Genomic DNA, 16376 nt, shown 5'->3' on the forward strand with positions numbered 1-16376 from the left:
ATCTCTTTTAGTTAGTACCTGGACTAGCATCGCGAATCGTCACTTGTTGATCGTTGACAAACGCAAATTTGTAATCGCGTAAGTCTAAGCTAGTATAATTGGTCAATTGATTGGCTTCATTAGAAACTACTTCAAAGGAATCGGTACTTAAAGTCATGACTGACAGGGCCACTTGCGGATTGTTTTGTTGATCAAAGGCGTCATAAACCTGGGCAATTGTCGCTGGTATTTCAACCTTAGTGCCATTTTTGGGTGTCCGCACGTATTTCGTCAAGGTGCCATTAATCACGCGGATCAATTCATTCTCAGAAATGAACAGATAAATGGCGCGATCCATGACCCCGGCCAAACTAGTCGCTTTCGGCAAATAATAACCTTTGGCAGCAACTTGGCGCTGATGCTCAATAAAAGTCCCAGTGTAAAGTGCCGTCGCTGATAATTGGCGCAAATCTTGGATTTTGAAACGAGTCACGTCAGTACTACCATTGATAGTCTTGGTGACCTGATAGCCAAACTCACCCTTCACTTGCAATTGATCATTGGCATCGTTTTTGTTTTGCCATTGACCAGCTAATTTAGCAAATGATAAATGTTTTGTTGGCGCCTTCAGAACATCTCGTGTGTAAATTGTAATGAGATATGCTTCCGTTTCTTTATCCGTTTGAATTTCACGAGTTAAGTCAAGCATGTAAAGTTTTTTTCCACTGGCAACCACTGCCCGGCCAAAAAAATCGTTGATATTTCCCGATTTATAATAAGTTAAGTCGCTGTACCGTTTGACCCGAATATTGGCTTTGGCTGCGGCCAAGGCTTCATTAAATTGCTTGATTGTGGTCATTTGATAATGATCGCGGTCACTGTCATCACGCATGTTTTTTTGAAAAGTTCGCTTGGCCTCATCGTAACTGATTTGTTGATAACTGCCATCTAACTTGCCGTCGTCAGTGATCCACAATGAATTACCTAACTGCGACTTTGGCGTTTGGTGTAGCTTGGCTTTTTTCAAATTACCGTGTTGATCGATTTTACCAGTCACTTGACCAGTTTGAACCCAAGTTAATTCTGATTTTGCTAATAATTGCCGCGAATTGCGACCCACATTGGCCGTTTGTGGCTGTTGCCGGCAGCCAGTTAACGTCACTAGTAAACCGACTGCTAAAACACCGACTAGCCCAACCCAAATTTTCTTCATACTTTACCTATACTTTTCTAAAATAAAAATTGCCCGCCAAAAAAGCGGACAACAAATAACCTTGTTTCATTAGATTATTAATCAGCTAATAATTCGTCTAAAACTTGCAAGACACCATTTTCTTCGTTTGAAGGTGCCCGTAAATCAGTTAACGCTTTTAATTGTTCCTCTGCATTAGCCATGGCATAAGCTTGGCCGGCGTAACGGAACATTTCTTTATCATTACCACTATCGCCAAAAACCACCATGTCCTCAGGCGAAATTCCATAATACTCAGATAATTTTTCTAAACCAGCTGCTTTATGCATTTCTGGATTGATCATATCTAAATAGCCGAAACCACTACTCGTCACTAATAAATCGGGCCAATTTTTAAAAGTCTCAACAGCTGCTGGCACATTTTCTTTACCAACTAAGGCGGTCAATTTCAAAAGTGGCAAGTCTTTCAATTCATTTAAATCATTGTATTCACGATATTGCGCGTAATAATAAACAACTTCATCATGGAATTCCGGCATGAATTTCGCTGGCACATAACCATGAGTTTTTGAGGAAATAATATATTGAGTTCCCGGAATTTTCTCTAACTCAGCAATGGCCCGCTTAACGGTATCAAAGGAAACACCGCCACAGAAGACTTCTTTGCCATGAGCCGTTACTAAGGCACCATTCTCAGCAACATAATTAATTTGATTCTGTAAGTCTTCTGGGAATAAACGCCGACAATGGGGATACTGATTCCCACTAGCCACGACAAACTCAATATTTTGCGCCTGCATTTTCTTGAAAAGCCGCCGAAAACGGGGAACGTCAAACTCATTATGATGATTTACAAATGTGCCATCAATATCAACTGCCACTAATTTCATGGTCCACCTCATTCTAATTGTTTCTCTTCCACCTATACACGCAAAAGAGAATATGATTGAATTATACCATCGATTGCGCATAGAGTTACGGGTTATTTTAACTAAAAAATTAATTATTCTAAGAAAAAGTGTGATTGATTAAATTAGCTTGCCATCAATACGAATCTTTGAAAGTGTAAAAACAGAATTGGTTATGACTACATTCCGGGCTTGCTGGTTGTGGAACGCGCCGGCATCGATTTGAACCAATTGAAAACCACAATTGTTTCAAATACGAGCCTTCTTCTAAGCAATAAATTGCTAAGAAGAATTTGGCGGCTGACAACCACGCCCTCCATTCCGTCTGGAGTTGAATTAGTTCACTTTAGCTTTGTTGGTGTTTAAGGCAGTGGTAGTGGGATTCATTAACTTAATTCCATCAATAAAAATAGTTAAACAGGAACAAAAAGGCGGTGTGACAACTCTATTCGCCTACTTAAGGACCTGCCCAGCCTTTATGACATCTAATTTTTATATTGCTAGCAAATACACAATATTTTTATTATCATCAGAAGTGTACCAAAGAGGAGTTGAAACTGTCATGCACCATCTCAAGCTAATAAAAAAGCCACAAGTGACCAAATTTACCATCAAGATAATGTTGGTTATTGTGACTTTCACGATTAGTTTTGAGTGGTAATTAACGGTTACCACTTGGGGGAATGCCCTAAGCGGCCTTCCCTTTGGTACTCTTATTATAACCTATCGCTTGTAGAGGTGCAAACAATGAAACTATACCAATCAAAACATGTTTTAGTTGAAGTCAACCGTACTTCCAAAAAAGAAAAAATTCAGGCAATCGTTGTACTTAGCCTAGTTATCTGCGGCCTAATTATTTGGCAAATACTAAAATATAAAAAAGTAATCGTTTAAACTCATTGAACAACTTAATAGCACCAAAAATAGCGTGTTGTCACTTCTCTTATGAAAAGTTGTCAACACGCTATTTGCGTTTAAGACTAGCTAATTTTGTTAGAGTGGTGCTGGATTCTGCAAGTTTAACTGGCGGGTGGAGCGCGATGGCGTCAATGGCCAAATTATTCTTACCGTCTTTAGCGGTTAGAATAAGACTCGTATTTTAGACTTTCGCCAGAAAGGCTGAAATCGATGTCGGCTATGTTCCACGCCACTCAATCGCGCGGAACCCGCCAAATCCTCAGTGGCGGACCTACCCTACTTTTCAAATTAGTCTAGCGAACAACCACGTTGACGATCTTGCCTGGAATCACAATCACTTTCACAATTTGCTTGCCGTCAGTAAACTCAGTGACATGATCATTAGCCAAAGCCAACTTCTCCAAGTCATCTTTACTGATATCTTTGGCAACTTGCAATTTAGCCCGCAATTTACCATTGACCTGCACGATAATTTCGGCTGTTTCTTCAACTAATTTACTTTCGTCATAAGTTGGCCAAGCAGCATAAGTCAAACTTTCGTCATGACCAAGCTTCTCCCAGATTTCTTCCATCATATGTGGCGCGATTGGTGCTAACATTTGCACGAAACCTTCCACATATTGCACTGGCAAAGCATCGACTTTGTAAGCCTCATTGATGAAGACCATTAATTGTGAAATACCAGTGTTAAAGTGCAGGTGTTCGAAATCTTCGGTGACTTTCTTAACCGTTTGATTGTAAATTCGATCTAATTTACCGTCATCAACGGTGGTGATTCGATCGCGTAATTTATCATCATCATCGATGAATAAACGCCAAACCCGATCTAAGAAGCGGCGAGAACCAGCAAGGCCTTCTTCACTCCAAGAAATCGAAGCATCCAATGGTCCCATGAACATTTCGTATAACCGTAACGTGTCGGCACCGTATTGTTCAACGACCTCATCAGGATTAACCACATTACCTTTTGACTTAGACATCTTTTCATGATTGTCGCCTAAGATCATCCCTTGGTTAAATAACTTCTGGAATGGCTCTGGCGTTGGCACAACACCTAGGTCATACAAGAATTTATGCCAGAAACGAGCATACAATAAATGTAAGACGGCATGTTCAGCACCACCGATATATAAATCAACTGGTAACCAATCTTTTAATTTGTCGTAGTCAGCCAAAGCTTTTTCATTATGAGGATCAACATAACGCAAATAATACCATGATGAACCAGCCCATTGTGGCATGGTGTTGGTTTCTCGACGGCCTTTACGACCATTCTCATCAACCACATTGACCCAATCAGTCAGATTAGCCAAAGGACTTTCACCAGTACCAGAAGGTTTGATATTGGTTTCGTGAGGTAAGCGTAATGGCAATTCATTTTCAGGTACTAAAGTTGTCTCGCCGTCTTCCCAATGAATGACAGGAATTGGTTCACCCCAGTAACGTTGGCGACTGAATAACCAGTCACGTAGTTTGTAATTGACCTTTGGCTGACCAACTTTATTTTCAACCAGCCAATCTTTCATCTTCGCTAAGGCAGCCTCTTTATCCAAACCATCTAAGAAGCCAGAATTAATATGAACGCCATCGCCAGTATAAGCTTCGTCCTCATTACCGCCAGCGATCACGGGCTTAATTGGCAAGTTAAACTTCTGGGCAAATTCAAAGTCCCGTTGATCATGAGCAGGTACGGCCATAATCGCGCCAGTGCCATAAGTTGCTAAAACATAATCAGAAATCCAAATTGGCAACTTCTCGCCATTTACTGGATTAATCGCATAAGCACCAGTGAAAGCACCGGTCTTATCGTGATTCAAATCAGTCCGTTCCAAATCACTCTTGTGGCTGACCATATCTTTGTAAGCTTTGATTGCGTCAGATTGTTCGGGCGTGGTGATCTGGTCGATCAAATCATGTTCTGGGGCCATGACAATATAAGCAGCACCGAATAAAGTGTCCGCACGAGTCGTGAAGACCGTGAATTCAGGATCGTCTTTAGCAGCCACTTTGAAAGTGACTTCGGCACCTTCTGAACGGCCAATCCAGTTCCGTTGCATATCTTTAATGCTTTCTGGCCAATCAACTAAATCTAAATCATTCAATAGGCGTTCAGCATAAGCGGTGATCTTCAACATCCATTGCCGCATTGGCTTGCGATATACTGGGAAGCCGCCCCGTTCGGTCTTACCATCGATAACTTCTTCGTTAGCAACAACTGTGCCTAAATCAGGACTCCAGTTAACTGGCACTTCAGCCTCATAGGCGAGGCCTTTTTTGTACATTTGTTCAAAAATCCATTGCGTCCACTTGTAGAAACTTGGATCAGTGGTGTTAACTTCCCGATCCCAGTCATAAGAGAAACCAAGGGAGTTAATTTGCCGTTTGAAGTTTTTAATGTTAGCGGCGGTAAATTCTTCAGGTTGATGACCTGTATTTAGCGCATATTGTTCTGCAGGCAAACCAAAAGCATCCCAACCCATTGGATGAAGGACGTTGAAACCTTGAGCCCGTTTCATCCGCGCAATAATATCGGTGGCTGTATAGCCTTCAGGATGGCCAACGTGCAAGCCTTGGCCAGATGGATAAGGGAACATATCCAAAGCATAGAAGTTCTGTTTGTTTTTATCTGTGGTCGTCTTGAACTGTTGATTCTGGCGCCATTTCTCTTGCCATTTCTTCTCAACGGTTGTGTGATTGTATGTCATGAATCTAACTCCCTTCAAATTTCAACCTAATAAAAAAATCCCATCAGCGTAAAAATACGCTAATAGGACGTCTGATCGTGGTACCACCTAAATTCAGTATTTGACGAACGCCAAATACCCTCAAACCATTAACGCTGGTCCACGCTCAACTTTACTATTTTCGAGTTAAGTTACACAGGTGAGTTCGTCGCGGCTTCAGATAGACTTGCACCACCGTCTACTCGCTGACCAGAAAACCACGACTACTACTCCTGAAATTCATTATTAAGCTGATATGATTTTAATATAACCCATTTGGCCGGTGATAATCAAGAGGAAATTCAAGATTATACGATTTCGTGGCTCACGCCCAGTATTCATTTATCCTAAATTCAATTAGTGGTCAGCGTTTATGGATGTATCGCCCAGAAAAAGCCAATGATAAAAACGATCAGGACCACTGACCACCAATATCCTGACAGAAAATCCCAGAAATTCATTTTTCCTAGCCGGCGCACATAACGATTATTCTTCGGATTAAGTACGTATTCAGTAAGATCAACTTTCGGATCTTTTTCCGCGCCAAACACCAAGGTATCCAAACTAACGTTAAAAATATCCGTCAGTTTGATCAAATTTCCTAAATCTGGGGTTGAATCCCCTGACTCCCATTTGGAAATAGCTTGCCGCGTGACAAATAATTTGGTCGCCAATTCATCTTGGGTGATATTAGCTTCCTTACGATATTTTTTTAATTGATTAGCAAAGTCATTCATCAAAATCGCTCCCTGACTGATATTATTTTAAAACCGTTTACTTCGAAAGATTTGATAGCCTAAGATGAAAAAGATGACAATATATAACAACGCCCCCACCACCAACTGACTATTCAGCAAATGGCTAGTCTGAAAATAAGTCACATAATTATAGTATTGCCTAGTTAAGTTCGTCATATTGAGCGGATTCCATTTTAAAATTGCCGTAAACCTACCAAGATTTAATAAACTGGCGGATACCGCTTGGCCCATAAAAACAATTAAGAAACTTAAAGTTGTTACCACCGCATTATTTTCAATTAAACAGGATAGTAGGAAAACCAAGGTGATGATTAAGGTGGTGGCTAATAAATCAACCAATGAAGTCAGCAACATATTCTGCCACAAAGGTTGTTGATAGCGATAAATGGTTGACCAACTAACACGGGAATTCAACGTCGCATAGCGTAGCACAACCGTATAAAGAATCGCCAAACCATGCAAGATCAGATTATAGCCAAAAATAATCACGTACTTAGCTAAGTATACCTGAATTTTACTTTTAGATTTATATATTAAAGTCAAAATGGCATTATTTTGAAACTCCATTGAAAACATAGTCGACCCCACAATAATTAAAATCAAGACAATCCAATCTGGGGAATTATAACAAGTCATCGTCAATAATTTTCCCTGATGATAGCCAATCGAGTAGCCAGTAATGATCATTAATAGCAGCAGAATTAACGGCGCAATCCAGGTCAATTTGCGATGCACGAATTTATAGAACTCCTGATAAAGACTAAATTTCATTTAACCGCACCTCCTTTTCCTTATTTAGACCGAACGTTCTTTGAATAATTGATAACCAATCAGTAAGAATAATAGGGTATAGCCAACGACCCCAGTCACAATTTCGCCATTGGTTAAATGGGAAATCTGCGTGTACTGACTGTTGGTCAATTGTTGCGTAATCAGAATCATATTTAAGGGGTTCCAACGCAGCAAATTGGCCGCTGACGAAAACGTCTTGATCAATGCCTCCGAGAAGCCAGCACCGAAAAAGCCAATCGCTAAGCTAATGCCAATCACCGCCGCATTGATTTTGACGATTAAAATCAGCATAAAAGCCATGGTGACGATGAAAAGTAAATAAATCATGGTGGCTAACAAATTCAAAACCGCAATTTGCAAAATTGAGCCGCGACCACCAAGCAAAACCAACCAACTTAATTGTTTGCCCACAAAAATACCTTTAAGCAGCAGCGTCAGTAACAGCGCCAAAAATACTAAGACGACGCCGTACAAATACACGATCACGAGTTTAGCCAAATAACTTTTAAATAAATTTGAACTTTTGTAGCGCAACATAATCACAGTATGATAACGATATTCCATGTCTAAGCATGATGAACCAATAGCAATTAGAATAATGGGAATCCACTGAATCGCGCCGAAGCTAGACAGCATCAACGCCCGACCATCACGACTGGTTAGCCCACTATAAATCATCAGTAACAATAGCGCCGCAAAACCATAAAATGGCAGCCGCTGTTTGCTAAATTTATACCATTCAAGTTGCAACTCATTTCGCATCGTCTTCACCTCGTTGCCGCTTTAATTCATTCATAATTAACTGTTCAAAATTAATGGCGATTGGCGTCAATTTAATAAAATGCTGGCGTTGCTGATACAAAAGATCCTGAATGGCAAAAAGATCAGCCTGCTTGACGATTAATTCACCATTGTCTCGACTAAATTGAAGCTGCTTTTCTTGCAGTAATTTCACTGTTAACTCAGTGTTATCAGTTTGAATTTGATATTGCGGGCGATTTTGCCGATTAAAGTCACTGATTTTTTGATCCACAATAATTTCACCATGATTAACTAAGATAATTCTGGTCATCACTTTCTGCAGTTCACTTAAAATATGACTTGAAATCAAAAAGGTGGTGCCCGCATTAGCGTATTTAACAATGATCTTTCTAACGACAATCGTTGCCTCAACATCTAGCCCATTCAAAGGCTCATCCAAAATAACTAACTTGGGATTATTGAGTAAGGCGATGGCAATGCCTAGCTTTTGCTTCATCCCTAATGAATAACCTTTGCACTTATTATCAATATAAGCTGACATTTGTAGTAAGGAGATAATTTGTTGACAATCCTGTTGATCCTGAGCATAGAGTTCCAAATTCTCACGACCAGATAAAAACGGATAGATGGCTGGGTGCTCAATTAAAGCTCCGACGTTGCTTAAAGCCTGATGATTATTCTCGGTCACCACCATCTTATTCAAAGAAATTTGACCAGTAAATTTCATCACACCTAAAATTGTTTTCATAATGGTAGTTTTCCCAGCACCATTAGGACCGATCAAGCCGACCACCTCACCTGGCGAAATCTTAAAATTAATATTTTTAGTAATTTCCTTTTTGCCAACAAAGGTATTCACTTTAGAAATTTCTAGCATCAACAATGCTCCTCTCTAATTAACACCTTTAAGAATCGGCCCAGGAATTGAAATCATCAAGCAACTAATTGCGACCATCACGTAAAAAGTCATCATTAATTGCGCAACCAATTGTGACATCTGCTGTTAGAAATGCTGTTTTATCAACAGTTAGTGTGGTTGCGCTCGAAAAAAGGCACTTTGCAGCCGACATCAGTCTAAAACAGAATCAGTTCTGACTGCATTACGGGCTGCTTGTCGTGGAACGCTGCCGACGCTGATCTGAGCCAATTACAAACCAAATTGTCTCAGATACAGGTCTTATTGTAAGTGCTAAAACACCAACAATAATTTGGCGGCTGACGACAAGATCTCTCCATTCCGTCTGGAGTTCAGTCGGTGCACTTTATTTTTACTAACACTTCAAGGCAGTATTTGTAAGAGTATGATGATCACACAACTTATGTCACAGCCTGGAACTTTTAACCGAAAAACAAGTCATTTGAAATATAAAATGATAAACCTAACACAGATTGAAATTAATATGATATGATATGATTTAAATAGATGATGATCAATAATGAGCAAAATGTTTCACTCTTATTTTTAGAACATTATTGGATTTCAAAAACTATCAATAAAATACAGAAAGGTGCATGACTTATGAGCAAGAAATTTTCAAATAATTTACTCGTCATAGCTGCAATTATTTGTGTAATTACGCTACTTTTTAGCGCCATGATCTCCTTAATCTGGCAGGACAATTTTTGGAACGACGGCACCAAAATAAGTGCAATCTGCTTATTTTTAATCTGTGGCACTAATTTGTTGCCTCATAAATAAAGCCAGCCATTATGTGGTTGACTTTTTATTAATACCAGTCATGAATTGTTAAGTTTTACTTGTAGTCAAGGCCAGCAACGCTTTTATTTTCAGCGATATGCTATAATAAATGTCATTACTCAGGGCAAGAAGGAAATTATCATGACTAAAAAACGTATCACTGTAGGCACGGCAATTATTCTCTGTTATGTCGCTTTTGTGATTTTTATGTTGGGCGTTAAAAATCATCAAGCATGGATCAACGGCTATGATCAAACCATTTATCGTTGGATTCAGCCGCTTCATCCCAATTTTGATCAATTCTTTATTGCCTTTACCAAAATCGGTAATCCCGTTAATATGACAGTCTTAACGGCAATCGTGATGTTGATTCTTGTCATTGGCAAACACTGGCGTCTGGCTATTTTTCTAGGCTTGAATAATGGTTTAGGCAGTCTATTTAATCATTTCGTCAAGCATTGGGTGCTTCGACCACGGCCAAGCCACAAATTAATCCCTGAAACTGGCTACAGCTTCCCCAGTGGGCACGCCACGGCAGCAATTATGTTCTTTGGCAGTTTGATCGTGATCGGTTTCTGCCTGGTTCACTCCAAGAAGCAACGGGGTTTGATTATCGGTATTGCCTTAGTCTTGATCTTTTTACTAGGCTTAAGCCGTTTAGTGGTTCACGTCCACTACCCTAGCGATGTTACTGCCGGCTTCTTATTAGCAACTGCCAACCTCTTAGTTCATTGGCTCATTGCGAAACGAACTTATTTGAAACAATACTATTCGGCGCAACCTGATTTAAATCACGCCAACTAAAAAAGTCACCGCACATTTTAAAAATGTGTGGTGACTTTTTTTATGACCTAATTAATCTAAAGTATTAATTCTCTCCGTCTTCAACACGTGCGGCGGCTTGATGACGTCGCGCCGTCCAGAAATTCAGCACTAAGGCTAACACGGCTAAAATCACGCCAGTATGATAAACACCATGCATCGCCGTCAATAAAATTGACCGCAATTGTGGTAATAGATCACTGGCAATTTGTTTGGCTGTTTCGGGATTGATCAATTGATTCAACATACTTAATTTCAAATGGGAATTACCTTGAATTCCCCGAGCAAAGATGGCATTTTGAATGATCCCAAAAATCGACATCATTAAAGTTTGACCAATTGTCCGCGATAATGTATTCAGTGAGGTCGCAATACCGATTTCATCTTCATCAACCACATTTTGTACCGTCACCGTGGTGGTGGTAATGCTGATCCCAAAGCCACTCCCTAAGAAGGCCGCGACTAATAAGAAGACCCAAAACGGCGTGCCAATTGGTAAGAAGCCTAAGACACCGATACCAATCAGTGTAATAATCAAACTACCACCAACGATTCGTGGCGCTGACATGGAAACCAGCAACCGGCCCGCCAAGAACGAACCGAAAATCCACATGACTGAACTAGGCGTGACCGCAAAACCACCCATGGTTGCGGGCAAGCCCAGAATTCCTTGCATCCACATGGGAATATAGACTTCAAAGCCAATCAGAATACCACTGACTAACGCCGCCACAATATTTTGGCCTAAGAATAAATTATTTTTGAATAATTTCAAAGGAATTAATGGATCAGTGGCCTTTTTCTCAACAACCACGAAGCCCCAGCCGGCAACAGCTGCCAAAACTAACCACAAAGCATTCAACCACAGATTGCTGGCTGTGCCTAAACCTTGGGCAAACAACATTAACGCCAGCAAGAACACACTTAACGTGGCTGAACCCCAAATATCAATCGGTGCTTTCTCGGCTTCGCGATCTTCATGGAAGAAGAAAATCGCCAATAGCAAAGTAATAATCCCAACTGGAATGTTAATGAAGAAAATCCAATGCCAAGATAAGTGTTGGACAATGTAGCCACCTAACAAGGGCGCGATAATTGAAGCGATCCCCCAAGCAGATCCATTCAGGCCCAGAACTTTGGCCCGTTTTTCATAAGGATAGATGTCAGCAATCATGGTAAAGGTAACCGGCTGAATTGCCCCAGCACCAATCCCTTGTAAAGCTCGTGCTAAAATCAAAGTCAACATCGTATGCGACAAGCCAGCCAAAGTTGAGCCCACCAAGAAAATAATAATTCCGACAATAAAGACTGGTTTACGACCAATCCGATCTGACAACTTACCATAAATTGGCGTGGCAATTGATGAAGTTAATAAATAAATTGAGAAAACCCAGTTCATCAAAGCAATCCCATTTAAACTACCAATAATAGTTGGCATCGCCGTCGAGACGATGGTACCCTCAATCGCCGCCATAAAAGTTGCGATAAAAATTGCTGCAGTTGTTAGTGCAACGTTCGTTTGTTTCTTTTGTTTCATAATGCCCCCACTTTTTCTAATCATCATTAAACTAATCGTAGAATTAGCTTAATTCATTTTTGCCCAAAAAAAGACCCAATTGGAAAAAACTTCCAATCGGATCGCCTCTTAACTCGCATTTTTAACCTTTGAGAGCTGCTTTCAGACCGTCAACACGGTCGACGCGTTCCCAAGGTAAATCTACATCTGTACGTCCAAAATGACCATAAACGGCCGTTTGTTTATAAATAGGCCGCCGCAAATCAAGCATTTCAATAATGCCTGCAGGCCGTAAATCAAAGTTCTGATTAACTGCATCAATCAATTGTTGTTCACTGTATTCACTAGTACCAAAAGTTTCAATATTAATTGAGACCGGTTGGGCCACACCAATAGCATAAGCCAGCTGGACTTCACATTTATGTGCCAAACCAGCCGCCACAATATTCTTGGCAACGTAACGAGCGGCGTAACTAGCAGAACGGTCAACCTTAGTTGCATCCTTGCCAGAGAAAGCACCGCCGCCATGACGCGCGTAGCCACCATAAGTATCAACAATAATCTTGCGACCAGTTAAACCGGAATCCCCTTGAGGTCCGCCAATCACAAAACGACCAGTTGGATTAATCAAATACTTCGTTTGATCATCAACTAAATTGGCTGGTAAAACGGGTTTAATGACTTGCGCAATCATATCTTTTTCCAATTGTTGCAATGACACATCGGGATCATGCTGCGTGCTTAAAACTACCGTATCAATTCGCTTCGGAATGCGGCCTGTTGCGGCGTCGTATTCCACGGTAACCTGACACTTTGCATCAGGCCGTAAGTATGGCAAAGTGCCAGCATGACGAACCGCGGCAATTTTACGCATCAGCTGATGAGCCAAAGAGATTGGCAATGGCATTAATTCTGGTGTTTCATCAACGGCAAAGCCAAACATCATCCCTTGATCACCAGCACCAATTTGGTCCAGTGGATCAACTGACGTGTCTTCGCGCTTCTCAATCGCTTCATTAACACCTTGGGCAATATCAGGTGATTGTTCATCTAAAGCGACTAAAACAGCGCAATTATGGCCATCAAAGCCATATTCACCACGATCATAGCCGGCATCAATAATTGTCTGCCGAACAATTGCCTGAATATCAACATAAGCGGTTGTTGAGATTTCCCCAACAACTAAAACCAAGCCAGTCGTCACCGTTGTTTCACAAGCAACGCGGGCCATTGGGTCTTGGGTTAAAATTGCATCCAAAATTGCGTCAGAGATTTGATCAGCAATTTTATCTGGATGACCTTCAGAAACTGATTCTGAAGTAAATAAATGACGATTTTCCATTTTTTGTTCCCCCTTTTGAACAGGTTACAGGGCAGCTCCACCTTTTGTGGATCCCATCAGGAATGCTGTAACTTAACAAGTCTAACATATTTACTAAGTTAAAGGAAGCAGTGATTTCAGTCGCAACAACAGCAATAATTGTTTTCCGAAACTGGTCATTTCGTTCACACACTGGAAGATAACTTGACCACACCTGTAAAAACCAGTACGATAATGGCTAGATAAGGAGGTTTGCTCTTGAAAATTAATCAACTGCGCAAGACCGACCAGTTCATCCTCAATAGTTTATTGGAATTATTGCCTTTATTAATTTTGCCATTTCTACTCAGCAAACAAGTTAAAATCGGCACACCGAAAGATTTCATCTGGGTCCTTGCCTTTACCCTGGTGATTGTGCTTAATCAACAAGCCGAAGATTTTTGGCGGTGGCCGCATTTACTAATCAATGGTTTACTAGCTATTCCGGTGATTTTCCTGTTAATTGAAAAGTCCTACTTAGTGGCAGTGCTGTTATTAATGCAGCTCATTATCAAGCTGGCCGTCAGTCCGACCACAATGAACAATCTTGATTTGAAACTAGGCCTGTTGTTAGAACAAGCAATTGTGCCGATCTTTTTGGAAATTGCCCTATTAGCCAGCATTATTGACCAAGTCACTAGTCGCCAAATTATCCTGATCGTGGCAATTTTTCTTAGTAAAGTTGCCTTTACAATGCCATTTCATCAATTCATTGATTTTATTTGGCCCTTTTTAGCAATTATTCTTAATCTGATTCTATGGTTACAGCATTTTACCTCACTGCCGGCCATGATTGTCACTTTGGTTATTTTATTAGTCAGTCTGGTTCTCTATCCTAAACGTAAAAATATTAGTCAATTCCCGGCTTTATTGCTACTGGTACTTAGCTTAACTAACACACTATTATAATTGGCAAACAAAAAAACACTTTCAATAAATGAAAGTGTTTTTTTAATGATGGAGGTTACAGGGCTCGAACCTGTGACCCTCTGCTTGTAAGGCAGACGCTCTCCCAGCTGAGCTAAACCTCCAATGACCCCTACGGGATTTGAACCCATGTTACCGCCGTGAAAGGGCGGTGTCTTAACCACTTGACCAAGGGGCCATTTATTTAACTAACAGCATTTATAAGTATATTAAATAAAGCGGTTAAGGTCAATAGTTTTTTTAAAACTCGGCCAAATTTATTGATCCGTCAAATAATTTCTAAGCAAAAAAGCTGCTCCCGATATTATTAGGGTCGCAGCTTCATTTAATCATCATTAATCTTGATTTTCTTGTTCGTCGACATCGACGGTTGCAGTACCAGCTTTTTTCTTGCGTAAGGAGATAATCACGGCTGGCAGCAGCGAAATAATAATAATTGAGACCATGATCAACTCAAAATGAGCCTGAACAAACGGAATATTCCCAAAGAAGTAACCAGACAGAACAGCGATTACGACCCAAGAAATACCGCCCAGCATATTATAAAGGACGAATTTATGGTAAGCCATTTTACTAATGCCAGCAGTAAATGGGATAAACGTCCGAATCAGTGGCATGAAACGGCCTAAGAAAATAGCGATGCTGCCGTGTTTTTCAAAGAATTTCTGTGCTTCGGCGATATTCTTAGGTTTAATAAAACGTCGCCAACGTGGACTTTCGGTCAGATGCTTGCCAAAGCGTGCACCAATTTCAAAATTCACGGTATCACCGACAATGGCAGCAATCGATAAACTAATAATGAGCACCAATGGATTAAGCGGATGGGTAGTCATGGCGGCAATTGAGCCACTCAGGAATAATAAGGAATCCCCTGGTAAGAATGGGAAAATAACCAACCCTGTTTCTACAAAAATCACGATAAACATGCCGATATAAACTAAATTGCCATATTGTGCGACTAATTGGGGTAAAACTTGATTCAAATTAAATAACGCATGGATCAAAGTTGACATAATTTTCCTCGCATCTTTCTTATTCTTTTACCATTACTAAAGTAACTGCATTTAATTTTACTCCATATTATGCCTATAAACGAGTTTATTACTCATTTTTAATAATATCGTCACTATTACTTTCCACAAATTAGCCAGGCAAAAAAATAATCAGTCCCAATTAGCAGACTGATTATTTTTAGATACTTCTATTTGGAAGTTATTTTAATTGCTAAACTAACCCACATATTTTCCGACAGCAGTTAATTTAGCCAAAACTGATTTCTTATGTGGCGCTTTGACAATTATGTTGGAAAGGTCCTGACCGGCCACATTACCATGATGATTTTCACCAGACCATGCGGGAATATTAGTCAAATCATAAACTACACCATCAATCGCCACATATTTTTCTGGATGCTTAATTCCATCATATTCAGCTAATTCAGCCTTAGTAAATGTTCGTTCACTCATTGTAAATCCTCCAATTCCATCAATTATAATTCATGCTTTCATTATAGCCCGATTCATTTGGTTTTGCACAATTTAATGACTAGTCATTTTAATTATATTTCAGTAATATCAATTGCCCGTGATCGATGATTTAGGGACTATTCTTTTGACTATCTTTTAAAGCAAATATAGGTAAATATAAGAGATTAAAAAAGTGCAAAAAAATAGCTAAATAGTTGAAAATCAACCATTTAGCGTATATAGGGTAGTACCGATTTAACTCAAGCGGAGAGTAAGGGATTCGAACCCTTGATACAGGTTTATGCCCGTATACATGATTTCCAATCATGCTCCTTCGGCCAGCTCGGACAACTCTCCATAAAAAAATCGGTCATACGACCGACAATCTTACTCCGGTTGTCAGACTCGAACTGACGACATCTTGATTAACAGTCAAGCGCTCTACCAACTGAGCTAAACCGGAATCAAGCGTGGCAACGCCCTATCCTCGCAGGCAGTCTCCCACCAACTACTTTCAGCGCTAAGAAGCTTAACTTCTGTGTTCGGCATGGATA

General features: G+C 40.2%; 14 protein-coding genes, 4 tRNA genes, 1 rRNA gene, 1 riboswitch and 1 other annotated feature. Of the genes, 2 read left to right on the forward strand and 17 right to left on the reverse strand.

Annotated features, from left to right (window positions below):
• Positions 1 to 7: 7 nt before the first annotated feature.
• From EKM82_RS01920 to EKM82_RS01950, 8 genes are all read right to left on the reverse strand, one after another.
• Entirely contained in the window at positions 8 to 1192 is a 1185-nt protein-coding gene (locus EKM82_RS01920) for a hypothetical protein (protein ID WP_125766641.1), read from the reverse strand.
• A 77-nt stretch (positions 1193 to 1269) separates the two neighbouring features.
• On the reverse strand, positions 1270 to 2061 hold the full coding sequence (locus EKM82_RS01925) for a Cof-type HAD-IIB family hydrolase (RefSeq protein ID WP_164508052.1): 792 nt from the start codon (positions 2059 to 2061) through the stop codon (positions 1270 to 1272).
• A 197-nt stretch (positions 2062 to 2258) separates the two neighbouring features.
• Entirely contained in the window at positions 2259 to 2399 is a 141-nt protein-coding gene (locus tag EKM82_RS11225; RefSeq protein WP_164508053.1) for a hypothetical protein, read from the reverse strand.
• Between the two features lie 891 nt (positions 2400 to 3290).
• On the reverse strand, positions 3291 to 5702 hold the full coding sequence (gene leuS / locus EKM82_RS01930; protein WP_125766643.1) for a leucine--tRNA ligase: 2412 nt from the start codon (positions 5700 to 5702) through the stop codon (positions 3291 to 3293).
• A gap of 60 nt (positions 5703 to 5762) precedes the next feature.
• Positions 5763 to 5964, reverse strand: a binding site (T-box leader).
• Positions 5965 to 6091: 127 nt separating this feature from the next.
• On the reverse strand, positions 6092 to 6457 hold the full coding sequence (locus EKM82_RS01935) for a helix-turn-helix domain-containing protein (RefSeq protein ID WP_125766644.1): 366 nt from the start codon (positions 6455 to 6457) through the stop codon (positions 6092 to 6094).
• Positions 6458 to 6484: 27 nt separating this feature from the next.
• Positions 6485 to 7249, reverse strand: coding sequence for an ABC transporter permease (locus EKM82_RS01940; protein WP_125766645.1), 765 nt, complete (start codon positions 7247 to 7249; stop codon positions 6485 to 6487).
• 24 nt (positions 7250 to 7273) lie between these two features.
• Positions 7274 to 8032 carry an ABC transporter permease gene (locus tag EKM82_RS01945; protein WP_125766646.1) on the reverse strand — a complete coding sequence of 253 codons (759 nt, stop codon included), beginning with the start codon at positions 8030 to 8032 and terminating at the stop codon, positions 7274 to 7276.
• On the reverse strand, positions 8022 to 8909 hold the full coding sequence (locus EKM82_RS01950; protein WP_125766647.1) for an ABC transporter ATP-binding protein: 888 nt from the start codon (positions 8907 to 8909) through the stop codon (positions 8022 to 8024). The genes EKM82_RS01945 and EKM82_RS01950 overlap by 11 nt, the downstream gene beginning before the upstream one ends.
• A 963-nt stretch (positions 8910 to 9872) precedes the next feature.
• Between EKM82_RS01950 and EKM82_RS01955 the strand changes: the two genes are divergently transcribed.
• The gene (locus EKM82_RS01955; RefSeq protein ID WP_125766648.1) at positions 9873 to 10535 is read left to right on the forward strand and encodes a phosphatase PAP2 family protein; all 663 of its coding nucleotides are present in this window, start codon (positions 9873 to 9875) and stop codon (positions 10533 to 10535) included.
• Positions 10536 to 10599: 64 nt separating this feature from the next.
• Here the strand turns inward: EKM82_RS01955 and EKM82_RS01960 are convergent, their stop codons facing one another.
• Both EKM82_RS01960 and metK read right to left on the reverse strand, forming a co-directional pair.
• On the reverse strand, positions 10600 to 12090 hold the full coding sequence (locus EKM82_RS01960; protein ID WP_125766649.1) for an MDR family MFS transporter: 1491 nt from the start codon (positions 12088 to 12090) through the stop codon (positions 10600 to 10602).
• Positions 12091 to 12211: 121 nt separating this feature from the next.
• On the reverse strand, positions 12212 to 13411 hold the full coding sequence (gene metK, locus EKM82_RS01965; protein WP_125766650.1) for a methionine adenosyltransferase: 1200 nt from the start codon (positions 13409 to 13411) through the stop codon (positions 12212 to 12214).
• A riboswitch (SMK box riboswitch) is annotated at positions 13409 to 13487 on the reverse strand. (Overlaps the previous gene by 3 nt.)
• A 161-nt stretch (positions 13488 to 13648) precedes the next feature.
• Between metK and EKM82_RS01970 the strand changes: the two genes are divergently transcribed.
• On the forward strand, positions 13649 to 14338 hold the full coding sequence (locus EKM82_RS01970) for a hypothetical protein (RefSeq protein WP_125766651.1): 690 nt from the start codon (positions 13649 to 13651) through the stop codon (positions 14336 to 14338).
• 49 nt (positions 14339 to 14387) lie between these two features.
• Here EKM82_RS01970 and EKM82_RS01975 read toward each other — a convergent pair.
• The 7 genes from EKM82_RS01975 to rrf all read right to left on the reverse strand — a co-directional run.
• Positions 14388 to 14460 (reverse strand) — tRNA-Val (locus EKM82_RS01975).
• A gap of 2 nt (positions 14461 to 14462) precedes the next feature.
• Positions 14463 to 14534: transfer RNA gene (locus tag EKM82_RS01980), tRNA-Glu, on the reverse strand.
• A gap of 157 nt (positions 14535 to 14691) precedes the next feature.
• A complete protein-coding gene (locus tag EKM82_RS01985; RefSeq protein WP_125766652.1) occupies positions 14692 to 15369 on the reverse strand; it encodes a VTT domain-containing protein in 678 nt (225 codons plus the stop codon).
• Positions 15370 to 15585: 216 nt separating this feature from the next.
• Complete coding sequence (locus tag EKM82_RS01990) at positions 15586 to 15822, reverse strand: cytochrome b5 domain-containing protein (protein ID WP_125766653.1); 237 nt, start codon at positions 15820 to 15822, stop codon at positions 15586 to 15588.
• A 265-nt stretch (positions 15823 to 16087) separates the two neighbouring features.
• Positions 16088 to 16179 (reverse strand) — tRNA-Ser (locus tag EKM82_RS01995).
• Between the two features lie 33 nt (positions 16180 to 16212).
• A tRNA-Asn gene (locus EKM82_RS02000) sits at positions 16213 to 16285 on the reverse strand.
• A gap of 5 nt (positions 16286 to 16290) precedes the next feature.
• Positions 16291 to 16376 (reverse strand): 5S ribosomal RNA (rrf, locus tag EKM82_RS11995); the annotation flags it as partial.

The organism is Lapidilactobacillus wuchangensis (genome assembly GCF_003946645.1).
GTDB classification, from domain to species: Bacteria; Bacillota; Bacilli; order Lactobacillales; family Lactobacillaceae; genus Lapidilactobacillus; species Lapidilactobacillus wuchangensis.

Bases quoted from the DNA above. Each gene is read 5' to 3' on its own strand.
- EKM82_RS01920 (WP_125766641.1), bottom strand. From the start codon at position 1,192: ATGAAGAAAATTTGGGTTGGGCTAGTCGGTGTTTTAGCAGTCGGTTTA.
- EKM82_RS01925 (WP_164508052.1), bottom strand. From the start codon at position 2,061: ATGAAATTAGTGGCAGTTGATATTGATGGCACATTTGTAAATCATCAT.
- EKM82_RS11225 (WP_164508053.1), bottom strand. From the start codon at position 2,399: ATGGAGGGCGTGGTTGTCAGCCGCCAAATTCTTCTTAGCAATTTATTG.
- leuS (WP_125766643.1), bottom strand. From the start codon at position 5,702: ATGACATACAATCACACAACCGTTGAGAAGAAATGGCAAGAGAAATGG.
- EKM82_RS01935 (WP_125766644.1), bottom strand. From the start codon at position 6,457: ATGAATGACTTTGCTAATCAATTAAAAAAATATCGTAAGGAAGCTAAT.
- EKM82_RS01940 (WP_125766645.1), bottom strand. From the start codon at position 7,249: ATGAAATTTAGTCTTTATCAGGAGTTCTATAAATTCGTGCATCGCAAA.
- EKM82_RS01945 (WP_125766646.1), bottom strand. From the start codon at position 8,032: ATGCGAAATGAGTTGCAACTTGAATGGTATAAATTTAGCAAACAGCGG.
- EKM82_RS01950 (WP_125766647.1), bottom strand. From the start codon at position 8,909: ATGCTAGAAATTTCTAAAGTGAATACCTTTGTTGGCAAAAAGGAAATT.
- EKM82_RS01955 (WP_125766648.1), top strand. From the start codon at position 9,873: ATGACTAAAAAACGTATCACTGTAGGCACGGCAATTATTCTCTGTTAT.
- EKM82_RS01960 (WP_125766649.1), bottom strand. From the start codon at position 12,090: ATGAAACAAAAGAAACAAACGAACGTTGCACTAACAACTGCAGCAATT.
- metK (WP_125766650.1), bottom strand. From the start codon at position 13,411: ATGGAAAATCGTCATTTATTTACTTCAGAATCAGTTTCTGAAGGTCAT.
- EKM82_RS01985 (WP_125766652.1), bottom strand. From the start codon at position 15,369: ATGTCAACTTTGATCCATGCGTTATTTAATTTGAATCAAGTTTTACCC.
- EKM82_RS01990 (WP_125766653.1), bottom strand. From the start codon at position 15,822: ATGAGTGAACGAACATTTACTAAGGCTGAATTAGCTGAATATGATGGA.